The organism is Aeromonas sp. 603404, from assembly GCF_049171775.1.
In the GTDB taxonomy this organism is placed as follows: domain Bacteria; phylum Pseudomonadota; class Gammaproteobacteria; order Enterobacterales; family Aeromonadaceae; genus Aeromonas; species Aeromonas veronii_A.
On record NZ_JAAKPE010000013.1, the window covers coordinates 66,640 to 89,674 of the forward strand.

Genomic DNA, 23,035 nt, shown 5'->3' on the forward strand with positions numbered 1-23,035 from the left:
CGGCTCAGCCCAGTTCGGGGGTCGGGCAGTAGAGGCGCAGACGATGGCCATCCGGATCGAGCGCCATGCAGGTGTAGCCAAACTCCATCTTGGTCGGCGCCTGGATCAGGGGGAGCCCGCGCGCCAGCCACTCGGCAGACAGGCGATCGACGGCATCATCATCGGGGAGGGCGAAGGCCAGCTCCATTGCTCCGGCCGTTTGGGTCACGGCAGGTTCAACTGTGGCGCTGGACCAGAGTGCCAGTCTGGCGCCAGATTCGAATACGAACATGGCAAAGGTAGGTGACTCCTCCACCGGTTCACGCCCGAACAACTCGCGGTAGAAGAGCGCGCTGCGGGTCGGATTGGTAACGTAGAGGATGGTGAACTGGGGGACTAACATGGTGATGCTCCTTGCTGATGAGATGGCGCATCAGCGCCGACCCCGTCAGCATGGCGCTACCTGCTGTCAGTTTCTGTCAGCAATGAATTTCGGCTGCGGGATCTGCTGGGTGGCGCGCCACTCCTTCAGCAGGCTCTCTCTGCTTTTTGGATAGCGGCAATCTTGCGGTTGCATCCGGGTGATGCGATCCACCCGAAAGTGGCGAAAGCCCTGACGCAGTTCGCACCAGGCCACCAGTACCCGTACCTGGTCGAAGTAGCCGAGGGCACAGGGCCAGACGGTGCGCTCCGAACTCTCCTCATTGAGATCCCGATAGCTCAGGCTCACCTTGCGTTGCTGGCGGATGGCGCTGCGCAGCGGGGCTTCATCGGTGAGGCTGTCGTCGCGGGAGGTGCCGATCAGCAGGGCATTGCTCTGGAGCTGCTGGCGATAGCCGGCGGGCAGCACGGCTTCTATCTTGGCCAGCGCACTGCTGGCCGATGCACTCAAGGCTCCGTCACCGTGGGCGACTACCCAGCGCGACCCCAGCACCAGCGCATCCAGCTCCTCTTCACTGAACATCAGTGGCGGCAGCATGAAGCCGGGACGCAGCACATAGCCGATCCCCGGTTCGCCTTCGATATGGGCACCTTGTGCCTGCAGGGTGGCGATATCCCGATAGAGGGTGCGCAGGCAGATGCCAAGCTGGCTGGCCAGCTCCGCGCCAGTGATGGCGTAACGGTGGCCGCGCAGCAGCTGGAGCAGGGTCAGCAGGCGTTCGGAACGGGACATGGAATGACTCCTCGGGATCTCTGGTTAGCCTGCCATAGCGGAGTGAGCGGGTATAGAGGATGTCATCAGACATTGTTGCCGCGAAAAGATCGTCGCCACTCGCTGGGGGAGATGGCAAAGCGGCCGCGGAAGTGGTTGCGCAGAGAGGTGGCACTCTTGAAGCCGACCAGCTCGGCGATGCGCTCGATGGAATGGCCGCTTACCTCCAGCAGCTCCTGACTGCGCCTGAGCCGCTCCGCCAGCAGCCATTCACCCACCGAGAGGCCGGTTGCCTGATGAAAACGGCGGGTAAAGGTGCGCCGACTCATCAGGGTATGGGCTGCCAGAGAATCCAGGGTGTGAGGCTCGGCCAGATGGGCACGCAGGTGGTCGAGCAACTGGTTCATCCGGACATCGCGGGTGGAGGCGGGCACCGGCTGCTCGATAAACTGGGCCTGACCCCCTTCCCGGTGGGGCGGGATCACCAGCCGCCGCGCCACCTTGTTGGCGATGGCCGAGCCGTGGTACTGGCGTACCAGATAGAGGCAGCAGTCCAACCCGGCGGCAGTGCCTGCCGAGGTGACCAGCCCATCGTCATCGACATAGAGGGCGTTGGTATCGAGCTGCACGCAGGGAAAGCGGCGGCAGAAATCCTGTTCGTACTCCCAGTGGGTCGATGCTTTGCGACCATTAAGTAGGCCGGCGTAGGCGAGCACATAGGTGCCAAGACAGAGCCCGACCAGCCGGGCACCTCTGGCTCTGGCGGCAATCAGGGCATCGAGCAGCGCTGCGGGTGGCCGTGCTGCCGGGTCGTGCCAGAAGGGGATGACGATGACCTCCGCCTCGGCCAGCACCTCCAGCCCATAGGGAGCCTGAATGGTGAAGCCTTGTGCCGAGTGTGCGTGGCGGTTGCCATCGCCGCAGCAGATCTTGAGCTCGAACAGCGGCTGGCCCGGCAGAATATCGCCGAAGATGAGGCAGGGGACGGCGCAGTGAAAAGGGCTGAAGTGATCAAAGGTCACCACGGCAACGATCGGGGTGGTCATGGAGTTGGCTCCTCTCTACGCGCAGACCTCTCATCATAAGCATTTGGCAGTGAAAGCCGAAGGGCCGTGCGCGCTGTTCGGCATGGCCCAGTCAGTTACAGCGAGAGAGCCTCGCCATCCGCCGGTATCCGCACCCGATCCATCATGCCTCGCTCGGTCAGATAGGTATGAAGTTCCTGACGTGACAGCACGGCGTGGTTGACCGCCTCCATATGGCTGGCGATCAGCGTGGCTTGCGGTGCGGCCTGATAAACGGCGGCGACATCCTCCTTGCCCATGATGATGGAACCGAGCCCGGGCACCTGTGCATCGCCACAGTTGAGGATGATGACCTCGGGCTGATGCTGTTGCAGGGCTTGCTCGACCCGGGGATGCCAGATGGTGTCACCGGCCAGATAGAGGCACTGTTCATCGGGGTGGGAGAAGACCACGCCGCATACCTCTCCCATGCGTTCGCCCAGTACCGCCATCAACTGGTCGCTGCCGTGCTGGCCACCAGTCTGCTGCAGGCGAATGCCAGCAAACTCGGGCTGGTCGCTCAGCAGCCTCACATCCTCAAAGCCACTGGCACGAATGGCATCGGCATCTTTCTGATGTTGCACCAAGAGCGGCAGATGCTTGGGGATCAGGGCTCTGGCGGCATCATCCCAGTGGTCTGGATGGTCGTGGGTGACGATAACGGCATCCACATCGACCAGCTCATCGATCGGTAGCGGCAGCTCGACCAGCGGATTGCGCAGATGGCTGTTGGCGGTGCCCTCAAAGCCGGGGAAGGCTCCCTTGGCCGAGAGCATGGGGTCGATCAGAAAGCGGGTGCCGGCATAGTCGAGCAGCAAGGTGGCGTTACGAACCTGGGTAATCTTCATGAGATGGCTCCATGTTGGCTGGTGGATATGCAACCAATTATGGAGTGCGGAGCGCATTGCCATCAGTGGCCCACGGGTCGATTATCATCACTATCGGGCCAACAGGTTGATGTTCTACAGGTCGGTGCGGCCATTTAAAAAATTTGAAAAAATCCCCTTGAAAGGAAAAAGTGAGCCCCTATATAGGTAACAAGGCCGGAACGCTCGACAGAGGTTTCGACCAGGCGCCCGTCCATAAGGAGGGCAAACAATCCGTTATCGCTCATAAGAGGGTAATACTATGCGTTCTATCGACTTTTCTCCGCTCTATCGTTCTGCCATCGGTTTCGATCGTCTGGCCAATCTCATCGAATCTGCGGCCAGCAATGGCAATGCCGGTTATCCCCCGTACAACATCGAGCAACTGGGTGACAACGACTACCGCATCAGCATGGCGGTAGCGGGCTTTACCCAGGAAGAGCTGGAGCTGAGCTTCCAGGAAAATCTGTTGACGGTGAAGGGCAACAAGCAGGCCGATACCGAGCGCAACTATCTCTATCAGGGGATCGCCGAGCGTGGTTTTGAGCGCCGCTTCCAGCTGGCCGACTATGTACGGGTGAAAGGGGCCGACCTGAAAAACGGCTTGCTGCACATCGATCTGGTGCGTGAAGTGCCCGAGGCGATGAAGCCGCGCAAGATCGAGATTAACGGCTGATAGTCTGAATTCACTGAAATTTTAAAATTTCCCGGGTGCCGATGACGGGCCTGTGGAGAGTTGAACCTGTTGCTTATTAGAAGGATAGGAATATGCGTAACCTCGATTTTTCTCATCTCTATTCCAACGCCGTCGGCTTCGAGCGGATGGCCCGTGAGCTGGAAGGTCTGTTCGAGCAGAAGACCGCGGCTTACCCCCCTTACAACATTGAAAAGCGCGATCAGGATGGCTATCGCATTACGGTCGCCGTGGCTGGCTTCGAGCGCGAAGAGCTGGAGCTGGAGACCGAAAACGGCACCCTCAAGGTGAAGGGGTGCAAAGGGGCTGCGGCCGGTGAGCGTCAGTTCCTCCATCAGGGGATCGCCGAGCGCGACTTCGAGCTCGCCTTCAAGCTGAGCCAGCATGTGGAAGTGCAGGGCGCCAAGCTGGAGCATGGTCTGCTGACCATCGAGCTGGCGCGCGAACTGCCGGAGGCGCTCAAGCCTCGGGCCATTCCCATCGGTAAACCCGAGCAGCTGGCGTTGCCCGGCTAAGCAAACCGGATCGCGATAAACAATAAAGGCCTGCATCTGCAGGCCTTTGTGTTTTTGTATCGCTGGATTGGATTAACCGGCGTAGAGGGTGTTGATCTCGTCGGCCAGAATGGCGATGCCGCGACGCACCAGCTCCTCGCTCTGGGAGTAGTTGAGGCGAATGCACTCCTGGCTGTGGCGCCACTCGGGGTCGTCGATGCCGGGGAAGAAGTAGTGACCCGGCACGATCAGCAGGTTCTTCGCCTTCAGTCGCTCGTACAGCTCCTGACAGTGGATCGGCAAGCCTTCAAACCAGAGCCAGAGGAAGAGGGCACCTTCCGGTTTGTGAATATGGAAGCGCGGGTCAGGGATCGCTTCGCGCAGCAACTGCACCGCCAGCTCCGCCTTCTGCTGATAGAAGGGCTTCACCACCTGTTCGCTGAGGGCGATGATCTCGCCGCTCTCGATCATCGGGATGGTGATGGCGGGGCCCAGACTGCCCGGCGCCAGATTGATGATGCCGCTCAGGTTGGTGATGGCCTGAATGATCTTCTCGTCAGCGATGACGATGCCGCAACGGGTGCCCGGCAGGCCCAGCTTGGAGAGGCTCATGCAAAGGATGGTGTTGGCGTTCCAGAATGGCTTGGCTTCGCTGAAGATGATGCCCGGGAAGGGGACGCCGTAGGCGTTGTCGATCAGCAGCGGGATTCCCTTGTCGCGGGCGATCTGATCGAGGTGTTCGATCTCTTCGTCGGTCAGCACATTGCCTGTCGGGTTGGTCGGGCGGGAGACGCAGATCACCCCGATATCGTCACCTACCTGCAGACTCTCGAAATCCACATGGTATTTGAACTGGCCATCGGGCAGCTTCTCGATGGTGGGTTTGTAAGCCACGAAGTAGTCGTCGGCCAGCGCCGAGTCGGCATAGCCGATGTATTCGGGGGCGAGCGGGAACAGCACCTTTTTCTTGCGGCCATCGGCAAATTCACCGGCCAGCAGGTTGAACAGGTAGAAGAAGGCATTCTGACTGCCGTTGGTCAGGGCGATATTGCGAGCCGAGATATCCCAGCCCAGCTCCTTGCTGAGCAGGGCTGCCAGCGCTTTGGTGAACCTGTCTTTGCCCTGTGGGCCGTCGTAGTTGGCCATCGCTTTGACCAGCTCGCCGTTGTCGAGCAGGCTCTTGGCCTCGGCCTGAAAGCGTTCCAGCATGGCGGGGATGGGGGCTGGATTGCCGCCACCCAGCATGATGGCGTCCGGATTGGTCAGCCCCTGATTGAGGTCATCCATGAGTTGGGTAATGCCGGCGTGGCGAGTGAACTTCTCGCCGAACAAGGAAAATTCCATTCAGTGACAGATCCAGATTTGAGTTACGGGGATGTAGCACCATAGCTCAGTTTAAAAGCGGGTGTCGATCAAAAAGATGGGACGTTCCACGTGGAACATGGTGCAAAAATCAAGCGTGGTTAAAAGCACCAACTGTTGGTTTAAAAATGACCGCGCGGGATGCATTTTGCGACTCAATTTGGTATCGAGATATAGTTAATTTAAACAAAATCATCATGTTATGAATTGCGTGAGGATTGGCACAACTATTGGAATAGCTATCTGGTCATCTCAACCATACCGGAGCAAACCAGATGAAAAGCCTGATCGCTACCCTGATTGTGAGTGCCCTGAGCCTGAACGTGATGGCCAACGAAAACCCGCGGCCCGAGCTGGAGAGTGCCCAGCTGGAGCAGGATGTGCAGAGCGAGTTGCAACAGGCATCCCATGCCGTGGTGAAGGATGCGTTGCACAATCTCAAGCCGCTGGCGCTGGATACCCTGGTGGTGGAGGCGAGTCAGGCTGTGGCGACTCACCCCGAGAGTTGAGGTAGCGCAGGGGGGTCTGTCCTGTATGTTGTTTGAAGAAGCTGATGAAGGCGCTGTCGCTGGAGAACTCCAGCGCAGCGGCAATCCGGCTGATGGGCTCGCTTTCTGCCAGCAGCTCCATGGCGCGCAACAGCCGCCACTGCTGACGCCACGCCTGATAGCTCATGCCGGTCTCCCGCATGAAGATGCGGCCAATGGTCTTGTCACTGGCACCCACCCGCTCGGCCAGCCGGTTGAGCCGATCGGGCAGGGCATCCCCCCGTTTCAACTGCTGTAGCCAGTCGCCCAGTCTGGGATCGGTCGGCAGCGGCAACTGCCACGACTCCCGCGGCGCCTGCCCCAACTCCTCCATAAACAGTGCAACCGTCCGTTGCTGCTGCTCTTGCGGTTTGTCCCACGGCCAGAGCGCCATCCGCTCGATCAGTTCGTGCAGCAGCGGATTGACCGCCAGCACTTCGACCGTGCCGGGCAACTCGGGGTGCGGCTGGAAGTAGAGGGAGCGGTAGGCCACCACACCGCGCATCAAGATCCGGTGTGAGGTGCCTGCAGGCAGCCAGGCGGCGCGGGTGGGTGGCAGCAGGCAAACCCGACCTTCCAGCTCCATGGTCATGCAGCCGGATTGGGCGAACAGCAGCTGATGGCGCTGATGCTGATGCAGGCCCGAGTCGTGCCAGCCGAGGGCGGAGGCGATGCCGATCACGCTGCCGGTCAGCTGGTCGGGGTCAAAAGGGTGATCGGGAAGAATAAAGGCCATATGTCCGATTTTTGATGTTTATAGTCCTGATTATTGTAATCAGACAGTCGGCATCTCTCTAGAATGGCGACCTCTTGTGAAGGAGGTTTGTCATGAACAACAAGTTGCCACCGCTCTGGCTGGTGGTGGGATTGATGATGTTTCCCCAAATTGTGGAGACCATCTACAGCCCGGTCCTGACCCACATAGCTACCCAGTTTCGGGTGAGCGAAGGGCAGGCATCCCAGACCCTTTCGGTCTATTTTCTGGCGTTTGCGGTGGGCGTGGTCTGCTGGGGACGGCTCTGCGATCTGGTCGGGCGGCGTCCCGCCATGCTGGCGGGTCTGCTCACCTATGGCGTCGGCACCTTGCTGGCACTGCTGGCCAATCAGTTTGAGACCCTGCTGCTGGCCCGGGTTATCTCGGCCTTTGGCGCTGCGGTGGGATCCGTGGTGACCCAGACCATGCTGCGCGATAGCTATCAGGGCTGCGATCTGGCGCGGGTCTTCTCGGTGATGGGCATTGCGCTCTCACTCAGTCCGGTGCTGGGGTTGCTCAGTGGCGGCCAGCTGGCGAGCGGGTTCGGCTATCTCGGGGTGTTCAGCGGTCTGCTGGTACTGGCGGTAGGCTTGCTGCTGGTGACCTGCTGGCAACTGCCGGAAACCCGTCCGGCCACCACCCGGCAAGTCGCACTCTGGCCGCTGGCATGTCGGATGATGAAAGATGGCGGGCTCTGGCGCAGTGCCATGCTGGTCGCCCTGTTCAACACCATGCTGTTTGGCTACTACAGTCTGGCCCCGTTCCTGTTTGCCGGATTGGGATTGAGCACCGGCGAGTTTGGCTATTCGGGGATCTTGCTGGCGCTGGCGACTCTGCTCGGCAGCCTGCTTAACAAGCATCTGCTGGGGAGGGGGTGGCTGCCGTCCTCTCTGGTCAGGTTGGCTTGCGCTCTGGCGCTGGTCGCCGGGCTGCTGGTCTGGGCGAGTCAGTCCAGCCTCTGGTTCCTGTTGCCCATGATGGGTGTGGTGGTGGCCTTCGGGCTGGCTATCCCCAATGTGCTGAGTCAGGCGCTGCTGGCCTATCGCGAAGTAGCGGGCAGTGCTGGCGCTCTGTTTGGGCTTGGTTATTACCTGATGCTCAGTCTGGGGTTGGCGGTAGCGGCCGGATTGCAGGATCTCGGCCTGTTGCTGAGTGGTTGCGGTCTGCTGGCGCTGATTTGCTGCGGGCGCCGTTCCACGTGAAACATCAGTTGCCGATAAAGCGGTAGCCGATACCGGATTCGGTCTCGATAAGCGTCGGTTGCTGGGGGTTATCCCCCAGCTTTTTGCGCAGGCTGGCGATGACGATGCGCAGGTAGTGGGTGTCCTCCTTGTGGCTCGGCCCCCAGATGTCATTGAGCAGCTGGGTCTGCATCACCAGCTTGCCTGGGTGGCACACCAGCGCCTGCAACAGGGCGAACTCCTTGCGGGAGAGAGGGATCTCCTCGTCTTTCATGGTCACCTTGTGGCTGCTGATATCAAGCGTCAGGCCGCATTGGGGGAAGTGGCGCTGCTCGCCGCTGCTGACGCCAGCCCGCTGGCGCAAGAGCACACGGATGCGGGCCATCATCTCGCCGATGCCGAACGGCTTGCTCATGTAGTCGTTGGCGCCGGCATCCAGCAGCCGCACCTTCTCCTGCTCCGAATCGCGGGCCGACAGCACCAGCACCGGATTGGGGTGGTGTTCGCGAATGGCCTGCAACACCTGAATGCCATCGCCATCCGGCAGACCGAGATCGAGGATCACCAGATCGGGGTTGAGGTGGCGATACTGCTCCAGCCCTTCATTGACCCCCACCGCCTCACTCACCTGATGCCCCTCGGCAATCAGGCTGATCCGCAGAAAGCGACGGATCGCCGCTTCATCATCTATGACCAGAATGTGCGCCATCGAACCTCCAGAGGCGAATGGTGGGAGGGGCTGAGTGACCCGAGCTGGCGGTCAGCCATCAGACCTCCGGTGAATTGAGAGCGAGCGGCAGGGAGATGCGCATGCAGGTTCCGTTGCCATTGGGGCCGGAGAAGGCCCAAATCTTGCCGCCGTGGGCCTCTATCATAGCGCGGGAAATGGCGAGGCCAAGCCCGGTGCCACGGCTGCCGCAATCGCCCACCGGCTGGGTGTAGAAGAGGTTGAAGATCTTCTCCCGATCCGACTCGGCGATACCGACCCCGATATCGATGATGTCGATGATGAGGTCGGGTTCGGCCACCATCACCTTGAACTCGATGGGGGTGCCTGCCGGCGAGTAGCGGGAGGCGTTGTCGAGGATGTTGACCAGCACCTGCTCGATCAGGGCGCCATGGACATAGAGCTGGGGCACATGCTGATCGAAATGGACCAGCAGCTTGTGCTGGCGCCAGGAGGAGTCGAGCCGCTTGCGGGCGCTCTCCACCAGATCCGCCAGATCGACCCAGTCCCGTTTCAGCTGGAAGTCGGGGGAGCCGATGCGGGTCATATCCAGCAGATTCTGCACATAGCTGTGGAGGCGGCGTGCCTCCTCCTGTACCGAGTGGAGCAGTTCGTCACGGTCTTCGGCGGGAATCCGGTCACCATATTCCAGCAGGGTGCTGCCAGCCCCCATGATGGTCGCCAAGGGGGTCTTCAAATCGTGGGAGACCGAGGAGAGCAAGGCTGCGCGCATCCGGTCGGTCTCAGCCTGCAACTGGCTGTCGGCCAGCCGCTCGTTGAGGTCGATCCGCGCCAGTGCGGCGCGAATGTCGGTGAGCAGCGCCTGCAGCTGATGCTCGGCAGAGGAGGAGAGCGGATTGGCCAGCGTTATACCGATCACCAGGTCATCGCTGAGATGGTGATACTGGGCCTCGGCGGCATTGAGGGTGGCGGTGTGGGCCCCGGCGCTCTGCTTCTGGGCCAGACACCAGTCGATGGCCGCCTTGTCGGTCTGGCCGGGCCTGTGCTTCTCGTTGCCGAGCCTGTCGTTGAACTCTTTGTCGATCACCACGGTTGGCTGGCCTAGTGCCAGTGAAATGGCCTGGGCACCTTGTCTGAGCACCTCCTCCGGGCTGCTGGCGGTCGCCAGCCCCTGACTGAGGGAGAGCAATGCATTGCCCAACTGCTGGGTCTCGCGCAGACCGATCAGCTGTTGCCGCTGGCGGGAGGCTAGGCGCCCCGCCGTCATGCCGACGATAAGCAGCACAAACAGGGTGAGCAGATCGCTGTGGTTGGCGACGCTCAGGGAGAAGTAGGGGGCGGTGAAGAGCAGATTGTGGGCGATAAAGCCCAGCACCGCCGCCAGCGTGGCGGGTACTAGGCTGGTGGTGAGGGCCGTCGCCAGCACCCCCAGCACGAAGATGAGCGGCAACGCTGCGGGTGGTAGCCAGTAGGAGAGCCCCCAGGCGGCAGCCGAGGTGATCCCCATGATGGTCACCGCCAGCAGGCTGTGGTGAATATCCTTCGGGGTCGGGATGCGCATCCCCACTTCGGGCTTCTGCTTCTCGGTATCGACCAACGTGATTTCGAGCCCCTGAGCCTGCTTGAGCAGGTGTTGCACCAGCGAGCGACGCCACGGTGCCTTGTGGGGTTTGCCGAGCAGCAGCTGGGAGACCTGCTGCTGTTCGGCGGTCTCCAGCAGGGTGTTGGCGACCGCCGGACTGGAGAGGGTCAGCACCTTGGCACCGAGGTGGGAGGCGAGCGCCAGCGCCTGCTCCACATCGGCCGAGCGGCGGCCATTGCTGTCGACATGCACTACCAGCCAGGGGAGTTGGCGGCGCTGGGCAAAGCGGTGGCCGTAGCGCACCAGCGCCGAGCCGTGCAGGTCACCGAGGCAAACCATCAGCTTGCCCCGTAGCGGCAAGGTGCTCTTGCCTGCAGCCTGCCACTGCAGTTGCAGATCGCCCTCCACATGGCTGGCGGCGGTCTGCATCGCCAGCTCCCGCAATGCGGTGAGGTTGTTGAGGGAGAAGAAGGATTGCAGGGCAGCCTTGGCCTGATGGGGCACATAGACCTTGCCCTCCTTGAGGCGGCCGAGCAGCTCCTTGGGGGGCAGGTCGATCAGCACCAGACTGTCGGCTTCCAGCAGCACCTGATCGGGCAGGGTCTCTTTCACCCTGACCCCGGTCAGCTGCCACACCAGATCGTTGAGACTCTCCAGATGCTGCACGTTGAGGGTGCTGTAGACGTCGATCCCGGCGTTGAGCAGCTCCTCTACATCCTGCCAACGCTTCTCGTGGCGGCTGCCGGGGGCGTTGCTGTGTGCCAGTTCGTCCACCACGGCGATGGCCGGTTTGCGGGCGAGCAGGCCGTCGAGATCCATCTCCTCCAGTCGCTGCTGGCGGTGCATGTGGATCTTGCGCGGCATGATGGCGAGCTTGTCGAGCAGAGCCAGGGTCTCCTGCCGGCCGTGGGTCTCCACCACGCCGATCAGGATGTCTACCCCCTCTTTGGCCTGCTCCCGCACCGCCTGCAGCATGGCGTAGGTCTTGCCGACGCCGGGAGCGGCCCCGAGAAACACCTTCAGCTTGCCCTTGTGCTCCTGTTCCAGGCTCGCCAGCAGGGCGTCGGCCCTTACCTCATCACGCATCCCCATGCTCCTGCATCAAACTTGTCAGCAGGGCGTCAGCGCTTGCTACATCAGCCATTGTTATCCCTATCGAGCCAACCGCCCGTTGCGAAAATCGAGGTCATCACCAAACCGGAATGGGCACCATCAGGCGCCCTTTTGATGATCCAGTTGCAGATTCAGCTGGAGAATGTTGACCACCTGCGGGCCAAGGATACCAGCTTGTGTGGCCGACTTGACCTGCTCCGTCAGTTGGGCGGGATCCAGTCCACGTTCTTTGGCGACGCGGTCGACCTGAGCCAGTACCGCATCCAGCGGCAGGTGGGGATCGAGGCCGGAGGCGGAGCGGGTCAGCATGGCGGGGGAGCTGGTTCCCGGCTGTGCCTTGGCGGCCTGTTCAGCAAACTCTGCCCGCAGCGGTGAGCTCATCCCCAGATTGCTGGCGCTGCCGCCTATGGTGTTGAAATCGCTGGCGGAGGGACGGGGATGGAAGTAGTCAGCCCGCTCGAATTTCTGCCCCAGCAGGGCGCTGCCGATCAGTTGCTGCTTGCTGTCGGTCAGCTGGCTGCCGTTGGCCTGCCAGGGGAACAGCAGTTGGGCCAGCCCGGTCACCGCCAGCGGATAACCCACGCCCAGCAGCAGGGTCAGGGTCAACAGGGTTCTGATTGCTATCATGATTCTCTTGCTCCAAAAGGATGGTTGGGGATGCGGGTCTGACCCGCATCCCGGTTATGTCGTTACACCAGACCCAGGCCGGTAATGACCAGATCGATCAGCTTGATGCCGATAAACGGCACCAGCAGGCCGCCGACACCGTAGATCAGCAGGTTGCGGCGCAGCAGGCTGGCGGCCGAGCCTTTCAGGTCGACACCACGCAGTGCCAGCGGCACCAGCGCCACAATGATCAGGGCGTTGAAGATGATGGCCGACAGGATGGCGCTCTGCGGGCTGCCCAGCTGCATCAGGTTCAGTGCCCCCAGTTGCGGGTAGGCGGCGATGAACAGGGCTGGCAGGATGGCAAAGTACTTGGCCACGTCGTTGGCGATGGAGAAGGTGGTCAGGGCGCCACGGGTCACCAGCAGCTGTTTGCCGACCAGCACCACATCCAGCAGCTTGGTGGGGTTGGAGTCGAGATCCACCAGATTGCCCGCCTCCTTGGCGGCCTGGGTACCCTCGTTCATGGCCAGCCCCACGTCAGCCTGTGCCAGCGCGGGCGCGTCGTTGGCACCGTCGCCGCACATGGCAACCAGACGGCCATCGGCCTGCTCCTGCCGGATATAGGCGAGCTTTTTCTCCGGCGTTGCTTCGGCGATGAAGTCATCCACCCCGGCTTCGGCGGCGATGGCGGCGGCGGTTTTCGGGTTGTCGCCGGTGATCATCACGGTACGGATCCCCATATGGCGCAGGATCTGGAAGCGGGCTTTGATTCCGGGCTTGATGATGTCCTTGAGGTAGACCACCCCCAGCAGTTTCTCCTGAGTGCAGACCAGCAGCGGAGTCCCACCCTGACGGGCGATGCTGTCGACTGACTTGAGCACCAGCTCAGGTACCGCCTTGCGGTCGAGGCTGAGGTAGTTCAGCACGGCATCTACCGCCCCCTTGCGATATTGATGACCGTTGCGATCCAGTCCGCTCAGCCGGGTTTCGGCGCTGAAGGGGATCACCTTGTCGCTCTCCAGCTGACTCGGCTTGGCCATGCTCTTGCTGGCCAGAGTCAAGATGGATTTGCCCTCCGGGGTGTTGTCACCCAGCGAGGCCAGCATGGCCGCTTGTGCCAGCAGGGCAGGGTCGACACCCGGTGCCGGGATCAACTCGTCGGCCATCCGGTTACCGAAGGTGATGGTGCCGGTCTTGTCCAGCAGCAGGGTGCGCACGTCACCGGCCGCTTCGACGGCACGGCCAGACTTGGCTATGACGTTCAGTTTCACCAATCGATCCATACCGGCAATACCGATGGCGGAGAGCAGGCCACCAATGGTGGTCGGGATCAGGGTGATAAAGAGGGCAATCAGGTAGAGGCGCGGGACCTGGGTGCCGTTGTAGTCGAGGAACCAGGGCAGGGTGGCGACCACCAACAGGAAGATCAGGGTCAGGCCCACCAGCAGGGCGTCGAGCGCCATCTCGTTGGGGGTCTTCTGGCGCTTGGCCCCTTCCACCAGTGCGATCATCCGATCCAGCGTGCTTTCGCCCGGATTGTTGCTGACGCGCACCCAGATCTCGTCTGAAACGACGGTGGTATTGCCGGTTACACCGCTGCGATCGGTACCCGACTCGCGAATGACGGGGGCGGATTCGCCTGTGATGGCGGCCTCGTTGACCGAGGCGATGCCGGCGATCACCTCGCCGTCGGCCGGGATCATCTCGCCGCTGCGTACCAGCACCAGATCCCCCTTCATCAGGCTGGTGGCGGGTACCCACTCGCCCTGACCATCTTTGGCATTCGCCACACGACGGGCCTTGAGCTGGCTCATGCCCGCTTTCAGGCTGTCGGCGCGAGCCTTGCCGCGCCCCTCGGCCAGGGTTTCCGCGAAGTTGGCAAACCAGAGAGTAAGCCAGAGCCAGGCGGTCAGCTGCCAGGCCAGCGAGGGGGCGACGCCGGAGAAAGGCTGCCCCAGCAGGGACTCCACGGTCGCCATGACTGCGGCCAGCCAGAGGGTAAACAGGATAGGGCTGCCAAACAGCGCCTTGGGATTGAAGCGATAGAGGGCCTCAACCATTGCCTGGATGATTTGTGATTTCTGTTTTTTGCCCTTCACCAACATGGTGTCGGTGCTCATTGCAGTGGACTTGCTCATTGGAAAGCTCCCAGCATCAGATAGTTGGCCATTGGCATCCGGATGGTGATCGACAGGGTCAGGTTCATCAGAATGCACCTCCGATCAGACTCAGATGTTCGGCCACTGGGCCCAGTGCCAGTACCGGCAGGAAGGATAGGCCACCTATCAGCAGGACGGTGATGATCAGCAGGGTAACGAACAGCGGGCCGCTGATGGGGAAGTCCCCTTCGCTCGTCTCCTGACGGGGCGCGCGGGCCAGCTGACCGGCAATGGCCAGTACCGGAATGATGTAGCCGAAGCGACCGAGCAGCATGGCCAGACCGATGGCGATGCACTGCCAGTTGTCACCGGCGGCAAAACCGGCGAAGGCGGAGCCGTTGTTGCCGGCAGCCGAGGCGTAGGCATAGATGAGGCGTGACAGACCGTGCGGGCCATCATGGCCGATGATGGTGCTGGCATCCGGCATCAGCAGGGTGACACCACCGATCACCAAAACACCGACCGGCATTACCAGCATGCTGGCGACCACCCACTTCATCTCGGTGATACCGAGCCGTTTGCCCAGATAGGTCGGGGTACGTCCCACCATCAGGCCGCACAGGAACACGGTCAGCAACACGAACAGCATCATGCCGTAAATACCGGAGCCGACGCCGCCGAAGATAACCTCGCCCAGCAGCATATTGATCATGCCCACCATGCCACCGAGCGGAGTAAAGCTGTCGTGCATGGCATTGACGGCACCGTTGGAGGCGGCAGTAGTCGCCACTTCCCAGATGCTGGAGAGCACAGGGCCGAAGCGGCTCTCCTTGCCTTCCCAGTTGCCAGTCATGTTGCTGGCGTCAGTGGTGAGCTGGGCGAGGGCGTGATCCGGTTTCAGCTCCTGGGAGAGGGAGACGAAGAGCCCCAGCACCAGCATGAGGGTCATGGCGCCGAGAATGGCGCGGCTGTGGGCCATGTCTTTCACATAGCGGCCTAGAGTAAAGACCATGGCGGCGGCGATGGTAAGCAGGGCGACCATCTCCAGCCAGTTGGAGAGGGCGGTCGGGTTCTCGAACGGATGTGCCGAGTTGATGCCGAAGAAGCCGCCGCCGTTGGAGCCCAGCTGCTTGATGGCGATCTGAGAGGCCGCCGGGCCGAGGGGCAGCAGCTGCTCCTGACCCTCCACACCGTGGAACGGCAGATATGCGGAGAGGCTTTGCGGCACCCCTTGCCATACCAGCACCAGCGCCATGATCAGCGCGATGGGCAGCAGCACATAGAGGCAGAAGCGCACCAGATCCTGCCAGAAGTTGCCAAGGTTGATGGTCTGCTGACGGGCGATACCGCGGAACAGGGCAATGGCGACGGCTGCGCCCGTCCCTGCGGAGACGAAGTTCTGGGTGGTCAGGCCCACCATCTGGCTGAAGTAGGAGAGGCTGGCCTCACCGGAATAGGCTTGCCAGTTGGTGTTGGTCATAAAGCTGACTGCGGTGTTGAAGGCGAGTTGCCAGCTCAGACCCGGCAGTTGTTGCGGGTTGAGGGGCAGCAACCCCTGCGCCATCAGGATCAGGAACAGCAGACCGAAACCGGCGCCGTTGAAGGCCAGCAGGCTGAGGGCGTAGGACTTCCAGTCCTGCTCCCGCCCATCGGTGCCACAGCAAGCCAGTGTGGCGCGCTCGACCGGTGCCAACCAGCGGATTTTGCCTTCAAATACCCGGTAGATGTAGTTGCCCAGCAGCGGTGCCGGCAGCAGAACCAGCAGCACGAAGGCCACCGGATAGATTATTTCTTGCCACATGTTCTAGTTCCTCACTCGTGGTCACGGTGCGTCAGGGCACGCATTGGATTGCTCACGAGGCTCGGCAGTTTGCTGGCCACCGGGTAGATAATTTCTTGCTGCATATAGGTAGTCCCTCACTCGTGACTGCGCGTGAGTGCGCGCATCAGATAGGCCATCAAGGCGAGGACGAGCAGCAGATATAGCCAATTCATATCGACTCCATTGAGATAATTAGCTGCGAGAGCCGATGTAAGACCATATCGACTCTGTTGGTGTCATTGACGCTGGAAAGGGTATGTAAAACAGGCGTAAAGGCGCCATAAAGCGCCATGTGGCAGGCGTAAAATCGGCGTAAAGAACGACGGATTTGCGAGAGAAATAGCGAGGAGGGATCAAAAAACCCGGCCTGAGCCGGGTTTGGGGGAAGGGGTTACATGGCTGTAGAAGCAGGCTGCTCGTGACAGGCCAACTTCAAACGTACCTATCGCATTGTCACGAACTCTTCAGCGCTGGTCGGATGGATAGCCACGCAGTTGTCGAAGTCCGCCTTGGTGGCACCCATCTTCATGGCGACGCCGAAGCCTTGCAGGATCTCGTCCATCGCAAAGCCGATACCGTGCAGACCGACCACCTTCTCTTCCGGGCCGACACAGACCAGCTTCATCCGGGTGGGCTGGCGATGCTGGGTCAGTGCAGAGTACATGGCGGTGAACTGGCTGCGGTAGACCTTCACCTGGTCCTCGCCGTATTCGGCGATGGCTTCCGGTTCGGTCATGCCTATGGTGCCGATGGGCGGGTGACTGAACACCACGGTCGGCACCAGATCGTAGTTGAGGTGTTCGTTCGGCTTGTTGTTGAACAGCCGCTCGGAGAGGCGACGGCCCGCAGCGACGGCCACCGGGGTGAGCTGGATGCGACCCGTGTTGTCACCCACTGCATAGATGTTGGCGACGGAAGTGTTCTGGAACTTGTCGGTCGGGATAAAGCCCTTCTCGTCCAGCGCGATGCCTGCGGCGGCCAGATTGAGGTTGTCGGTAGCCGGTACTCGGCCGATGGCCCAGATCAGGCAGTCGACGGTGAGGTGGCGACCATCTTCCAGTTGCAGGGTAAGGCTGTTGTCAGCGTTCTTGAGCACGGCTTTGGGAATGGCGTGGGTGTGCAGCTTGGGCCCTTCCTGCGCCATGATTTCGACCAGAGTCTCGTGGATCATGGGGTCGAAGTTGCGCAGCGGCGCGTGCTTGCGCACCACCAGATGGGTCTCTGAGCCGAGCGCCTGCATCACCCCGGCGATCTCGACTGCGATGTAGCCAGCACCCACTACGGCAACCCGCTTCGGTTGTGCCTGCAATTCGAAGAAACCGTCGGAGTCGATACCCAGCTCGGCACCCGGGATAGCCGGAATTTCCGGGCGGCCACCGGTAGCGATCAGAATGTGAGCGGCCGTGTAGTGCTCGCCATTGACCTCGATGGTGTTGCTGCTGACGAAGCGGGCGAAGCCCTTGATGACGGTGATCTGGTTCTTGCCCAGCACGTTCTGATAGGACTGGTGAATGCGGCCGATGTAGGCCTGGCGGGACTCGACCAGCTTGGCCCAGTTGAAGTGGTTGAGGGTGGTGTCAAAGCCGTAGTCGGCGCCATATTTCAGGGCATCGGCGATCTGGCCTGCATACCACATAGCCTTCTTCGGTACGCAGCCTACGTTGACGCAGGTTCCACCCAACTCTTTGGCTTCAATCAGGGCAACTTTCTTACCGTACATGGCAGCCCGGTTGGCAGAAGCAATACCGCCGCTGCCGCCGCCGATGGCGATATAGTCAAAATGCTGTGCCATTGCGAGGTTCTCCGCTCATTAAGAATGCAATCACAGCATGATGGGGATAAAGCGGCTGGCTCACAAGAGCCAGCACTCAGTTATGTTGGATCGGCAGGCGAATATGGAACTGGGCGCCCTGGCCCGGTTCGCTGGCACAGCTGATACGGCCTTTCAGCAGTTGCACCACCAGGTTGTAGATGATGTGGGTGCCCAGACCGCTGCCACCCTGACCCCGCTTGGAGGTGACGAAGGGATCGAAGATGCGCGGCAAGATTTCGGGCGGGATGCCGCGGCCATTGTCCGAATAGTCGATAAACAGCTCCTCTCCCTGCTGTTCCACCTTGATGGTGATCTTCTTCGGTTTGTCCCAGTTGTCGAACCCGTGGTTGATGGAGTTGAGGATCAGGTTCGAGTAGATCTGGGTAAAACTGCCCGGGAAGGAGAATATAGACAGCTTGGGATCGCACTGGATATCCACTTCGCACTGGCTCTTCTTCAGTTTGTGGCCAAGCGAGACCACCACCTGATGGAGGTTGTCGGCGAGGCTGAAGTTGTAGCGTGCTTCCGATGACTGGTCGACCGCCACCTGCTTGAAGCTGGCAATCAGCTCGGAGGCGCGCCGCAGGTTGCTCTGCAGCAGCTGCATCGACTCGTCGAGGTTGACGGTGAACTCGTTGAGATAGGAACGCGACAGCTGTTTTGACTCTATATGAGATTTGAAATCGGCAACCCGTTCCTGCAGGTAGGAGGAGGCGGTCACACTGATGCCGATTGGGGTATTGATCTCGTGTGCCACCCCGGCCACCAGCGAGCCGAGGGAGGCCATCTTCTCCGACTCCACCAGGGTTTGCTGGGCTTGTTTCAGGTCGTCGTACGCCTTGCCCAGCTGGTTGTTGGCTTCGCTCAGGCTGCGGGTACGCTCCACCACTTTTCCTTCCAGCTGCTCGTTGAGCTGGATTATCTCCCGCTCGACCTTTTTCAGCTGGGTGATGTCGTAGCCGAAGCCGATCTGGTACTTGAGGTTCGGCCCTTCATAGAAGGGTACGAAGGTCCACTGCAGCACCAGCTCGTGGGCCTGCTGGTCATGCATGATGACCTCTTTGTCCGCCAGTGAACCTTCCGCCGCCAGAATATCGTTCAGCTCTTCCCGTTGCGCCGGGCTGACAAAGAGATCCAGCCAGTTGTGTTGCAACAGCTCCTGCTGGTGGTAGCCGGTCAGCAGTATGGCTGCCGGGTTGATGCTTGCGATGGTCAAGTCTGGTTCCATGCAGCAGATGACCATGTTGGCGGAGTTGATCAGGGTGGCGGAGAAATCCCGCTCCTGTTGCAGCTGTTCCACCGCCTGATGACGAGCGACCAGCTCGTCACGTAGCCGGGTGCGCATCTGGTTGAGGGTGGATACCAGGGTATCCAGTTCGTCGGGTTTCTTGCGCGGCTGCGGGCGGCCTTCCAGCTCCAGCGCCATGTCGAGCCGATCGAGGTTGAACTTCTGGGCGTAGTTGGCGATGCGGTTGATGTGCCTGACCACCAGATAGTAAATGATGATCAGGATACAAAATGAGACCACCAGGGTCTTGATGGTCTGGCTGACCATGATCAGCACTGACTTCTCAATCAGACGCTGGTAAATCTGCTCCAGCGACGCGGCGACAAACAGCTTGCCGACAATTTCCCCCTGATAGGTGAGATTGAACTCCTGGGAGATGTCATAGCTTTCCCGTTCTACTCCCTGGGTCAACAGTGGCACTTCGGAGTTGCCGAGCATCTCCTTGACCATCACAAACTGCATGTTGGGCAGGTTCATGATCCCTTCGATCTGCACTTTGACCTGCTCCTCATCGAGGTTCCACAAGCTGGCGGCAATAGGTTGCAAAAAGGAGGCTTCGATCTGGCCGATGCTGTCTTCGATGACGGCGACATCCTTGCGGTAATCCCAGGCGAGTTGCAGCACCGTAATGATCATCGCCAATACAGTACTACACACCAGAATATAGGAGAGCAGGCGGTATGAGAGTCCGTTGCGGCCTACGGCCTCGGCGGTCTTGGAGATGAGTCCTGACATGGCGTCCTTGCGGTCTGGATGTTGTGTTTTTTAGTTTAACTGCTTCATGGACTTATGTCGTCTTTCCTGCGAACCATAAAAAAGGCCCCGTATCGGGGCCTTGGCAAGTGATTGATGATCAGTGTCCGCCGTTTGCCTTGGGCGGAATGGTTTCATCGAATACCGGCAAGGGTTTGTGCTCGGAAGCCAGATAGGTGTAGATCACCGGCAGTACGAACAGGGTGAACAGGGTACCGATGGCAAGGCCTGCCACGATGACGATACCGATGCTGAATCGTTGTGCTGCACCGGCGCCTGCGGCGTAGAGCAGCGGGATCAGACCGGCAATCATGGCGGCGGTGGTCATCAGGATCGGACGCAGACGCACCTTGGCGGCTTGCATCACGGCTTCCATCCGGTTCATGCCGCGCAGCAGCTGCTCTTCCTTCGCTACTTCACAGATCAGGATGCCGTGCTTGGTAATCAGACCCACCAGGGTGATGAGGCCCACCTGGGAGTAGATGTTCATGGTCGCCAGTCCCCAAGCCAAGGCAATCAAGGCCCCGCTGATGGCGAGCGGTACAGAGACCATGATGACCAGCGGGTCACGCACCGACTCGAACTGGATCGCCAGCACCAGGAAGATGATCGCCAGTGCCAGCGCGAAGGTGGCATAGAGCGCATTGCCTTCGGTGACGAACTGACGGGCTTCACCCATGAAGTCGTAACGATAGCCTTGCGGCAGCTTCTCGTCGGCGGTGGTCTGGAACCAGTTGATCGCATCACCCATGGCCACACCCGGAGCCGGAACGGCACCGATAGTGGCGGAGTTCAGCTGGTTGAAGTGGGGCAGGGCGCGGGGCTCGCCAACCACTTCAATGGTGATCAGGCTGCCGAGCGGGATCGACTTGCCATCTGCGGCCCGCACGTAGTAGCCCTTGATGGACTCCGGATTGAGACGGTATTTGCGCTCGACCTGCGGGATCACCTCGTAGGAGCGGCCATCCAGGTCGATACGGTTGACGTAACCGTCCGCCATCATGGTGCCCATGGTGATACCGATATCCTGCATGGTGATGCCGTAGGCACCCGCCTTGTCCTTGTCGATGCGGATCTTCATGGTGGCGGAGTCGTAGTTCAGATCGAGATCCGAATAGACGAACTGACCGTTACTCTGCGCCGCGGCCAGAATTTCACCGGCCACCAGGAACAGGCTTTCGAAGCTGTTCGGGGTGGTGATGACGAACTGGATCGGCAGACCACTCGATGCTCCCGGCAGTTCCGGGAACTGGAAGGTGGTGATGGCCATACCCGGGATGTCTTTCACCAGATTGGCGACCCGATCCAGCACCTCTTTCTGGCTCGCTTCACGTTGGCTCCAGGGCACCATGGAGGCGATACCGAACGCCTGGTTGGCGTTGAACACCCCTGAGAAGACCTGGGAGAAGGCGATCTCGGGCTGCTCGTCCAGGATCTTGTTCACATCCGCCATGGTGTTTTCGATGTAGTCCAGGTTGGCGTTGGACGGTGCGGTACCCAGCACGGCCATTACCCCCTTGTCCTCTGACGGTGCCAGTTCGCTCGGGATGAACTTGAACAGCAACGGCAGGCTGGCGAACACGATGACGGCGAACACCACGATGACGGGGCGCTTTTTCATCACGGCGTGCAGCATGCTGTCGTAGCGATCGGTCATCCGTTCCAGCAGGTGGTGGACCGTGCTCTCGAATTTGCCCGGTTGCTCGTTGGCCTTGAGCATCTTGGAACACATCATCGGTGACAGGGTCAGGGCGATGATGCCCGAGACGAACACGGCACCTGCCAGGGTCAGGGCAAACTCCTTGAACAGGGAGCCGGTGATACCCCCCATCAGGGCGATAGGTGCGTATACCGCCGCCAGGGTGACCGTCATGGCGATAACCGGCACCGCAATTTCACGGGTACCGATAATGGCGGCCCGGAACGGCTCTTCACCTTCTTTGATATGGCGGTCGACGTTCTCCAGCACCACGATGGCGTCATCCACCACCAGACCGATCGCCAGCACCATCGCCAGCAGGGTCATCAGGTTTATCGAGAAGCCGAACATATCCATCATCATCACCACGCCGATAAGACTGAGCGGAATGGTGATGATCGGGATGATGACCGCGCGGAACGAGCCGAGGAACAGGGTGATGACCACCAGAACGATGGCGGCTGCCTCCAGGATGGTCTTGATAACCTCGTGGATGGACTCGTTGATCGCCACGGTGGAGTCATACATCACGTTGAGACGCATGGTGCTCGGCATATTGCGCTCAAGGCTCGGCAGCAGTGCCAGCACATCGCGGGCGATGTTGATGGGGTTGGCTGTCGGGGCGGCGTTGACCGCCATGACCACGGCTTCGCGACCATTGGCGCTGGCACGATAGACATCGTGACTCTTCTCGAGGGTTACCTTGGCGATGTCCGCCAGACGGATCACCTTGCCGTCGCGGGTAGCCACCACCAGTCGCTTCAGCTCGTCGACATCCTTGACCTGGGTCTCGGCATTGCCATTGAACAGGGTGAAGTAACCGGTCGCCTGACCTGTCGCGGACTGATAGTTGTTGCTGTTGAGCACCGTCATCACGTCGCTGGCAGTCAGGTTGAAGGCCGCCATCTTGGCCGGATCCAGCCATACCCGCAGGGCAAACTCGACACCGCCGTAGAGGTCAACCTTGGAGACCCCGCCGACAGTAAAGAGCTGCGGCTTGATAACCCGCTCCAGATAGTCGGTGATCTGGCTGGAGTTGAGCTCCGGGCTGGTAAAGCCGAGGTAGAGCACCGCCGTGGTTGAACCGGTGGAGGAGGTGACCGAGGGGTCTTCCGCCTCTTTCGGCAACTGAGAGCGCACCGAGTTCACCTTCGCCAGGATGTCGGACAGCGCGGCGTTGGGGTCGGTATTGAGCTTCATGTATGCAGTGATGGTGGAGCTACCCAGCTGGCTGGAGGAGGTCATGAAGTCGATGTTGTCGGCTTGCGCGACCGCCTGTTCCAGCGGCTGGGTGATGAACCCCTGGATCAGATCAGAACTGGCGCCATAGTAGCCAGTGCTGACGGTGATCACCGTGTTGGTCACCTCGGGGTATTCCCGTACCTGCATCTTGAAGATGGCCTGAAAGCCCAGCAAGGCGATCAGGAAGCTGAGCGAGATCGCCAGCACAGGCCGTTTTATAAATATGTCAGTAAATCGCATCGCAGATCTCCGC

18 protein-coding genes are annotated in these 23,035 nt (G+C 60.6%); 4 read left to right on the plus strand and 14 right to left on the minus strand.

Features of this window, described 5'->3' with window-relative positions; translation table 11 throughout:
- Positions 1 to 4: 4 nt before the first annotated feature.
- From G5306_RS16160 to G5306_RS16175, 4 genes are all read right to left on the minus strand, one after another.
- On the minus strand, positions 5 to 382 hold the full coding sequence (locus tag G5306_RS16160; protein ID WP_421313158.1) for a VOC family protein: 378 nt from the start codon (positions 380 to 382) through the stop codon (positions 5 to 7).
- 66 nt (positions 383 to 448) lie between these two features.
- A complete protein-coding gene (locus G5306_RS16165) occupies positions 449 to 1,153 on the minus strand; it encodes a helix-turn-helix transcriptional regulator (RefSeq protein ID WP_421313160.1) in 705 nt (234 codons plus the stop codon).
- A gap of 65 nt (positions 1,154 to 1,218) precedes the next feature.
- On the minus strand, positions 1,219 to 2,178 hold the full coding sequence (locus G5306_RS16170) for a helix-turn-helix domain-containing protein (protein ID WP_421313161.1): 960 nt from the start codon (positions 2,176 to 2,178) through the stop codon (positions 1,219 to 1,221).
- Between the two features lie 95 nt (positions 2,179 to 2,273).
- Positions 2,274 to 3,044: an MBL fold metallo-hydrolase gene (locus tag G5306_RS16175; protein ID WP_421313163.1), complete on the minus strand. Its 771-nt coding sequence runs from the start codon at positions 3,042 to 3,044 to the stop codon at positions 2,274 to 2,276.
- A 280-nt stretch (positions 3,045 to 3,324) separates the two neighbouring features.
- On the opposite strand from G5306_RS16175, the gene G5306_RS16180 reads away from it, so the two are divergent.
- Positions 3,325 to 3,738 carry an Hsp20 family protein gene (locus G5306_RS16180; protein WP_005307125.1) on the plus strand — a complete coding sequence of 138 codons (414 nt, stop codon included), beginning with the start codon at positions 3,325 to 3,327 and terminating at the stop codon, positions 3,736 to 3,738.
- Positions 3,739 to 3,830: 92 nt separating this feature from the next.
- A complete protein-coding gene (locus tag G5306_RS16185) occupies positions 3,831 to 4,271 on the plus strand; it encodes an Hsp20 family protein (RefSeq protein ID WP_100644735.1) in 441 nt (146 codons plus the stop codon).
- A gap of 72 nt (positions 4,272 to 4,343) precedes the next feature.
- Here the strand turns inward: G5306_RS16185 and G5306_RS16190 are convergent, their stop codons facing one another.
- Positions 4,344 to 5,594 carry a valine--pyruvate transaminase gene (locus tag G5306_RS16190; protein WP_127007973.1) on the minus strand — a complete coding sequence of 417 codons (1,251 nt, stop codon included), beginning with the start codon at positions 5,592 to 5,594 and terminating at the stop codon, positions 4,344 to 4,346.
- 293 nt (positions 5,595 to 5,887) lie between these two features.
- Between G5306_RS16190 and G5306_RS16195 the strand changes: the two genes are divergently transcribed.
- Positions 5,888 to 6,121 carry a hypothetical protein gene (locus G5306_RS16195; protein ID WP_100652158.1) on the plus strand — a complete coding sequence of 78 codons (234 nt, stop codon included), beginning with the start codon at positions 5,888 to 5,890 and terminating at the stop codon, positions 6,119 to 6,121.
- Here G5306_RS16195 and G5306_RS16200 read toward each other — a convergent pair.
- Positions 6,051 to 6,875 carry an AraC family transcriptional regulator gene (locus tag G5306_RS16200; RefSeq protein WP_108614335.1) on the minus strand — a complete coding sequence of 275 codons (825 nt, stop codon included), beginning with the start codon at positions 6,873 to 6,875 and terminating at the stop codon, positions 6,051 to 6,053. The genes G5306_RS16195 and G5306_RS16200 overlap by 71 nt on opposite strands.
- Before the next feature lie 92 nt (positions 6,876 to 6,967).
- On the opposite strand from G5306_RS16200, the gene G5306_RS16205 reads away from it, so the two are divergent.
- Complete coding sequence (locus G5306_RS16205) at positions 6,968 to 8,095, plus strand: multidrug effflux MFS transporter (protein WP_421313164.1); 1,128 nt, start codon at positions 6,968 to 6,970, stop codon at positions 8,093 to 8,095.
- 4 nt (positions 8,096 to 8,099) lie between these two features.
- Here G5306_RS16205 and G5306_RS16210 read toward each other — a convergent pair whose 3' ends face one another.
- The 8 genes from G5306_RS16210 to G5306_RS16245 all read right to left on the minus strand — a co-directional run bounded on the left by G5306_RS16210 (position 8,100) and on the right by G5306_RS16245 (position 23,022).
- Positions 8,100 to 8,783: a response regulator gene (locus tag G5306_RS16210; RefSeq protein ID WP_421313166.1), complete on the minus strand. Its 684-nt coding sequence runs from the start codon at positions 8,781 to 8,783 to the stop codon at positions 8,100 to 8,102.
- 58 nt (positions 8,784 to 8,841) lie between these two features.
- Complete coding sequence (locus G5306_RS16215) at positions 8,842 to 11,430, minus strand: ATP-binding protein (protein ID WP_421313167.1); 2,589 nt, start codon at positions 11,428 to 11,430, stop codon at positions 8,842 to 8,844.
- A gap of 126 nt (positions 11,431 to 11,556) precedes the next feature.
- Entirely contained in the window at positions 11,557 to 12,084 is a 528-nt protein-coding gene (locus G5306_RS16220) for a potassium-transporting ATPase subunit C (RefSeq protein ID WP_201991000.1), read from the minus strand.
- Positions 12,085 to 12,146: 62 nt separating this feature from the next.
- Positions 12,147 to 14,204: a potassium-transporting ATPase subunit KdpB gene (gene kdpB / locus G5306_RS16225; RefSeq protein WP_005355771.1), complete on the minus strand. Its 2,058-nt coding sequence runs from the start codon at positions 14,202 to 14,204 to the stop codon at positions 12,147 to 12,149.
- 67 nt (positions 14,205 to 14,271) lie between these two features.
- Positions 14,272 to 15,966, minus strand: coding sequence for a potassium-transporting ATPase subunit KdpA (kdpA, locus tag G5306_RS16230; RefSeq protein ID WP_213390397.1), 1,695 nt, complete (start codon positions 15,964 to 15,966; stop codon positions 14,272 to 14,274).
- A gap of 463 nt (positions 15,967 to 16,429) precedes the next feature.
- The gene (gorA, locus tag G5306_RS16235; RefSeq protein WP_421313169.1) at positions 16,430 to 17,779 is read right to left on the minus strand and encodes a glutathione-disulfide reductase; all 1,350 of its coding nucleotides are present in this window, start codon (positions 17,777 to 17,779) and stop codon (positions 16,430 to 16,432) included.
- Between the two features lie 76 nt (positions 17,780 to 17,855).
- Positions 17,856 to 19,823 carry an ATP-binding protein gene (locus G5306_RS16240; RefSeq protein ID WP_245148451.1) on the minus strand — a complete coding sequence of 656 codons (1,968 nt, stop codon included), beginning with the start codon at positions 19,821 to 19,823 and terminating at the stop codon, positions 17,856 to 17,858.
- Between the two features lie 118 nt (positions 19,824 to 19,941).
- Positions 19,942 to 23,022: a multidrug efflux RND transporter permease subunit gene (locus G5306_RS16245; protein ID WP_216952542.1), complete on the minus strand. Its 3,081-nt coding sequence runs from the start codon at positions 23,020 to 23,022 to the stop codon at positions 19,942 to 19,944.
- Positions 23,023 to 23,035: the final 13 nt, after the last annotated feature.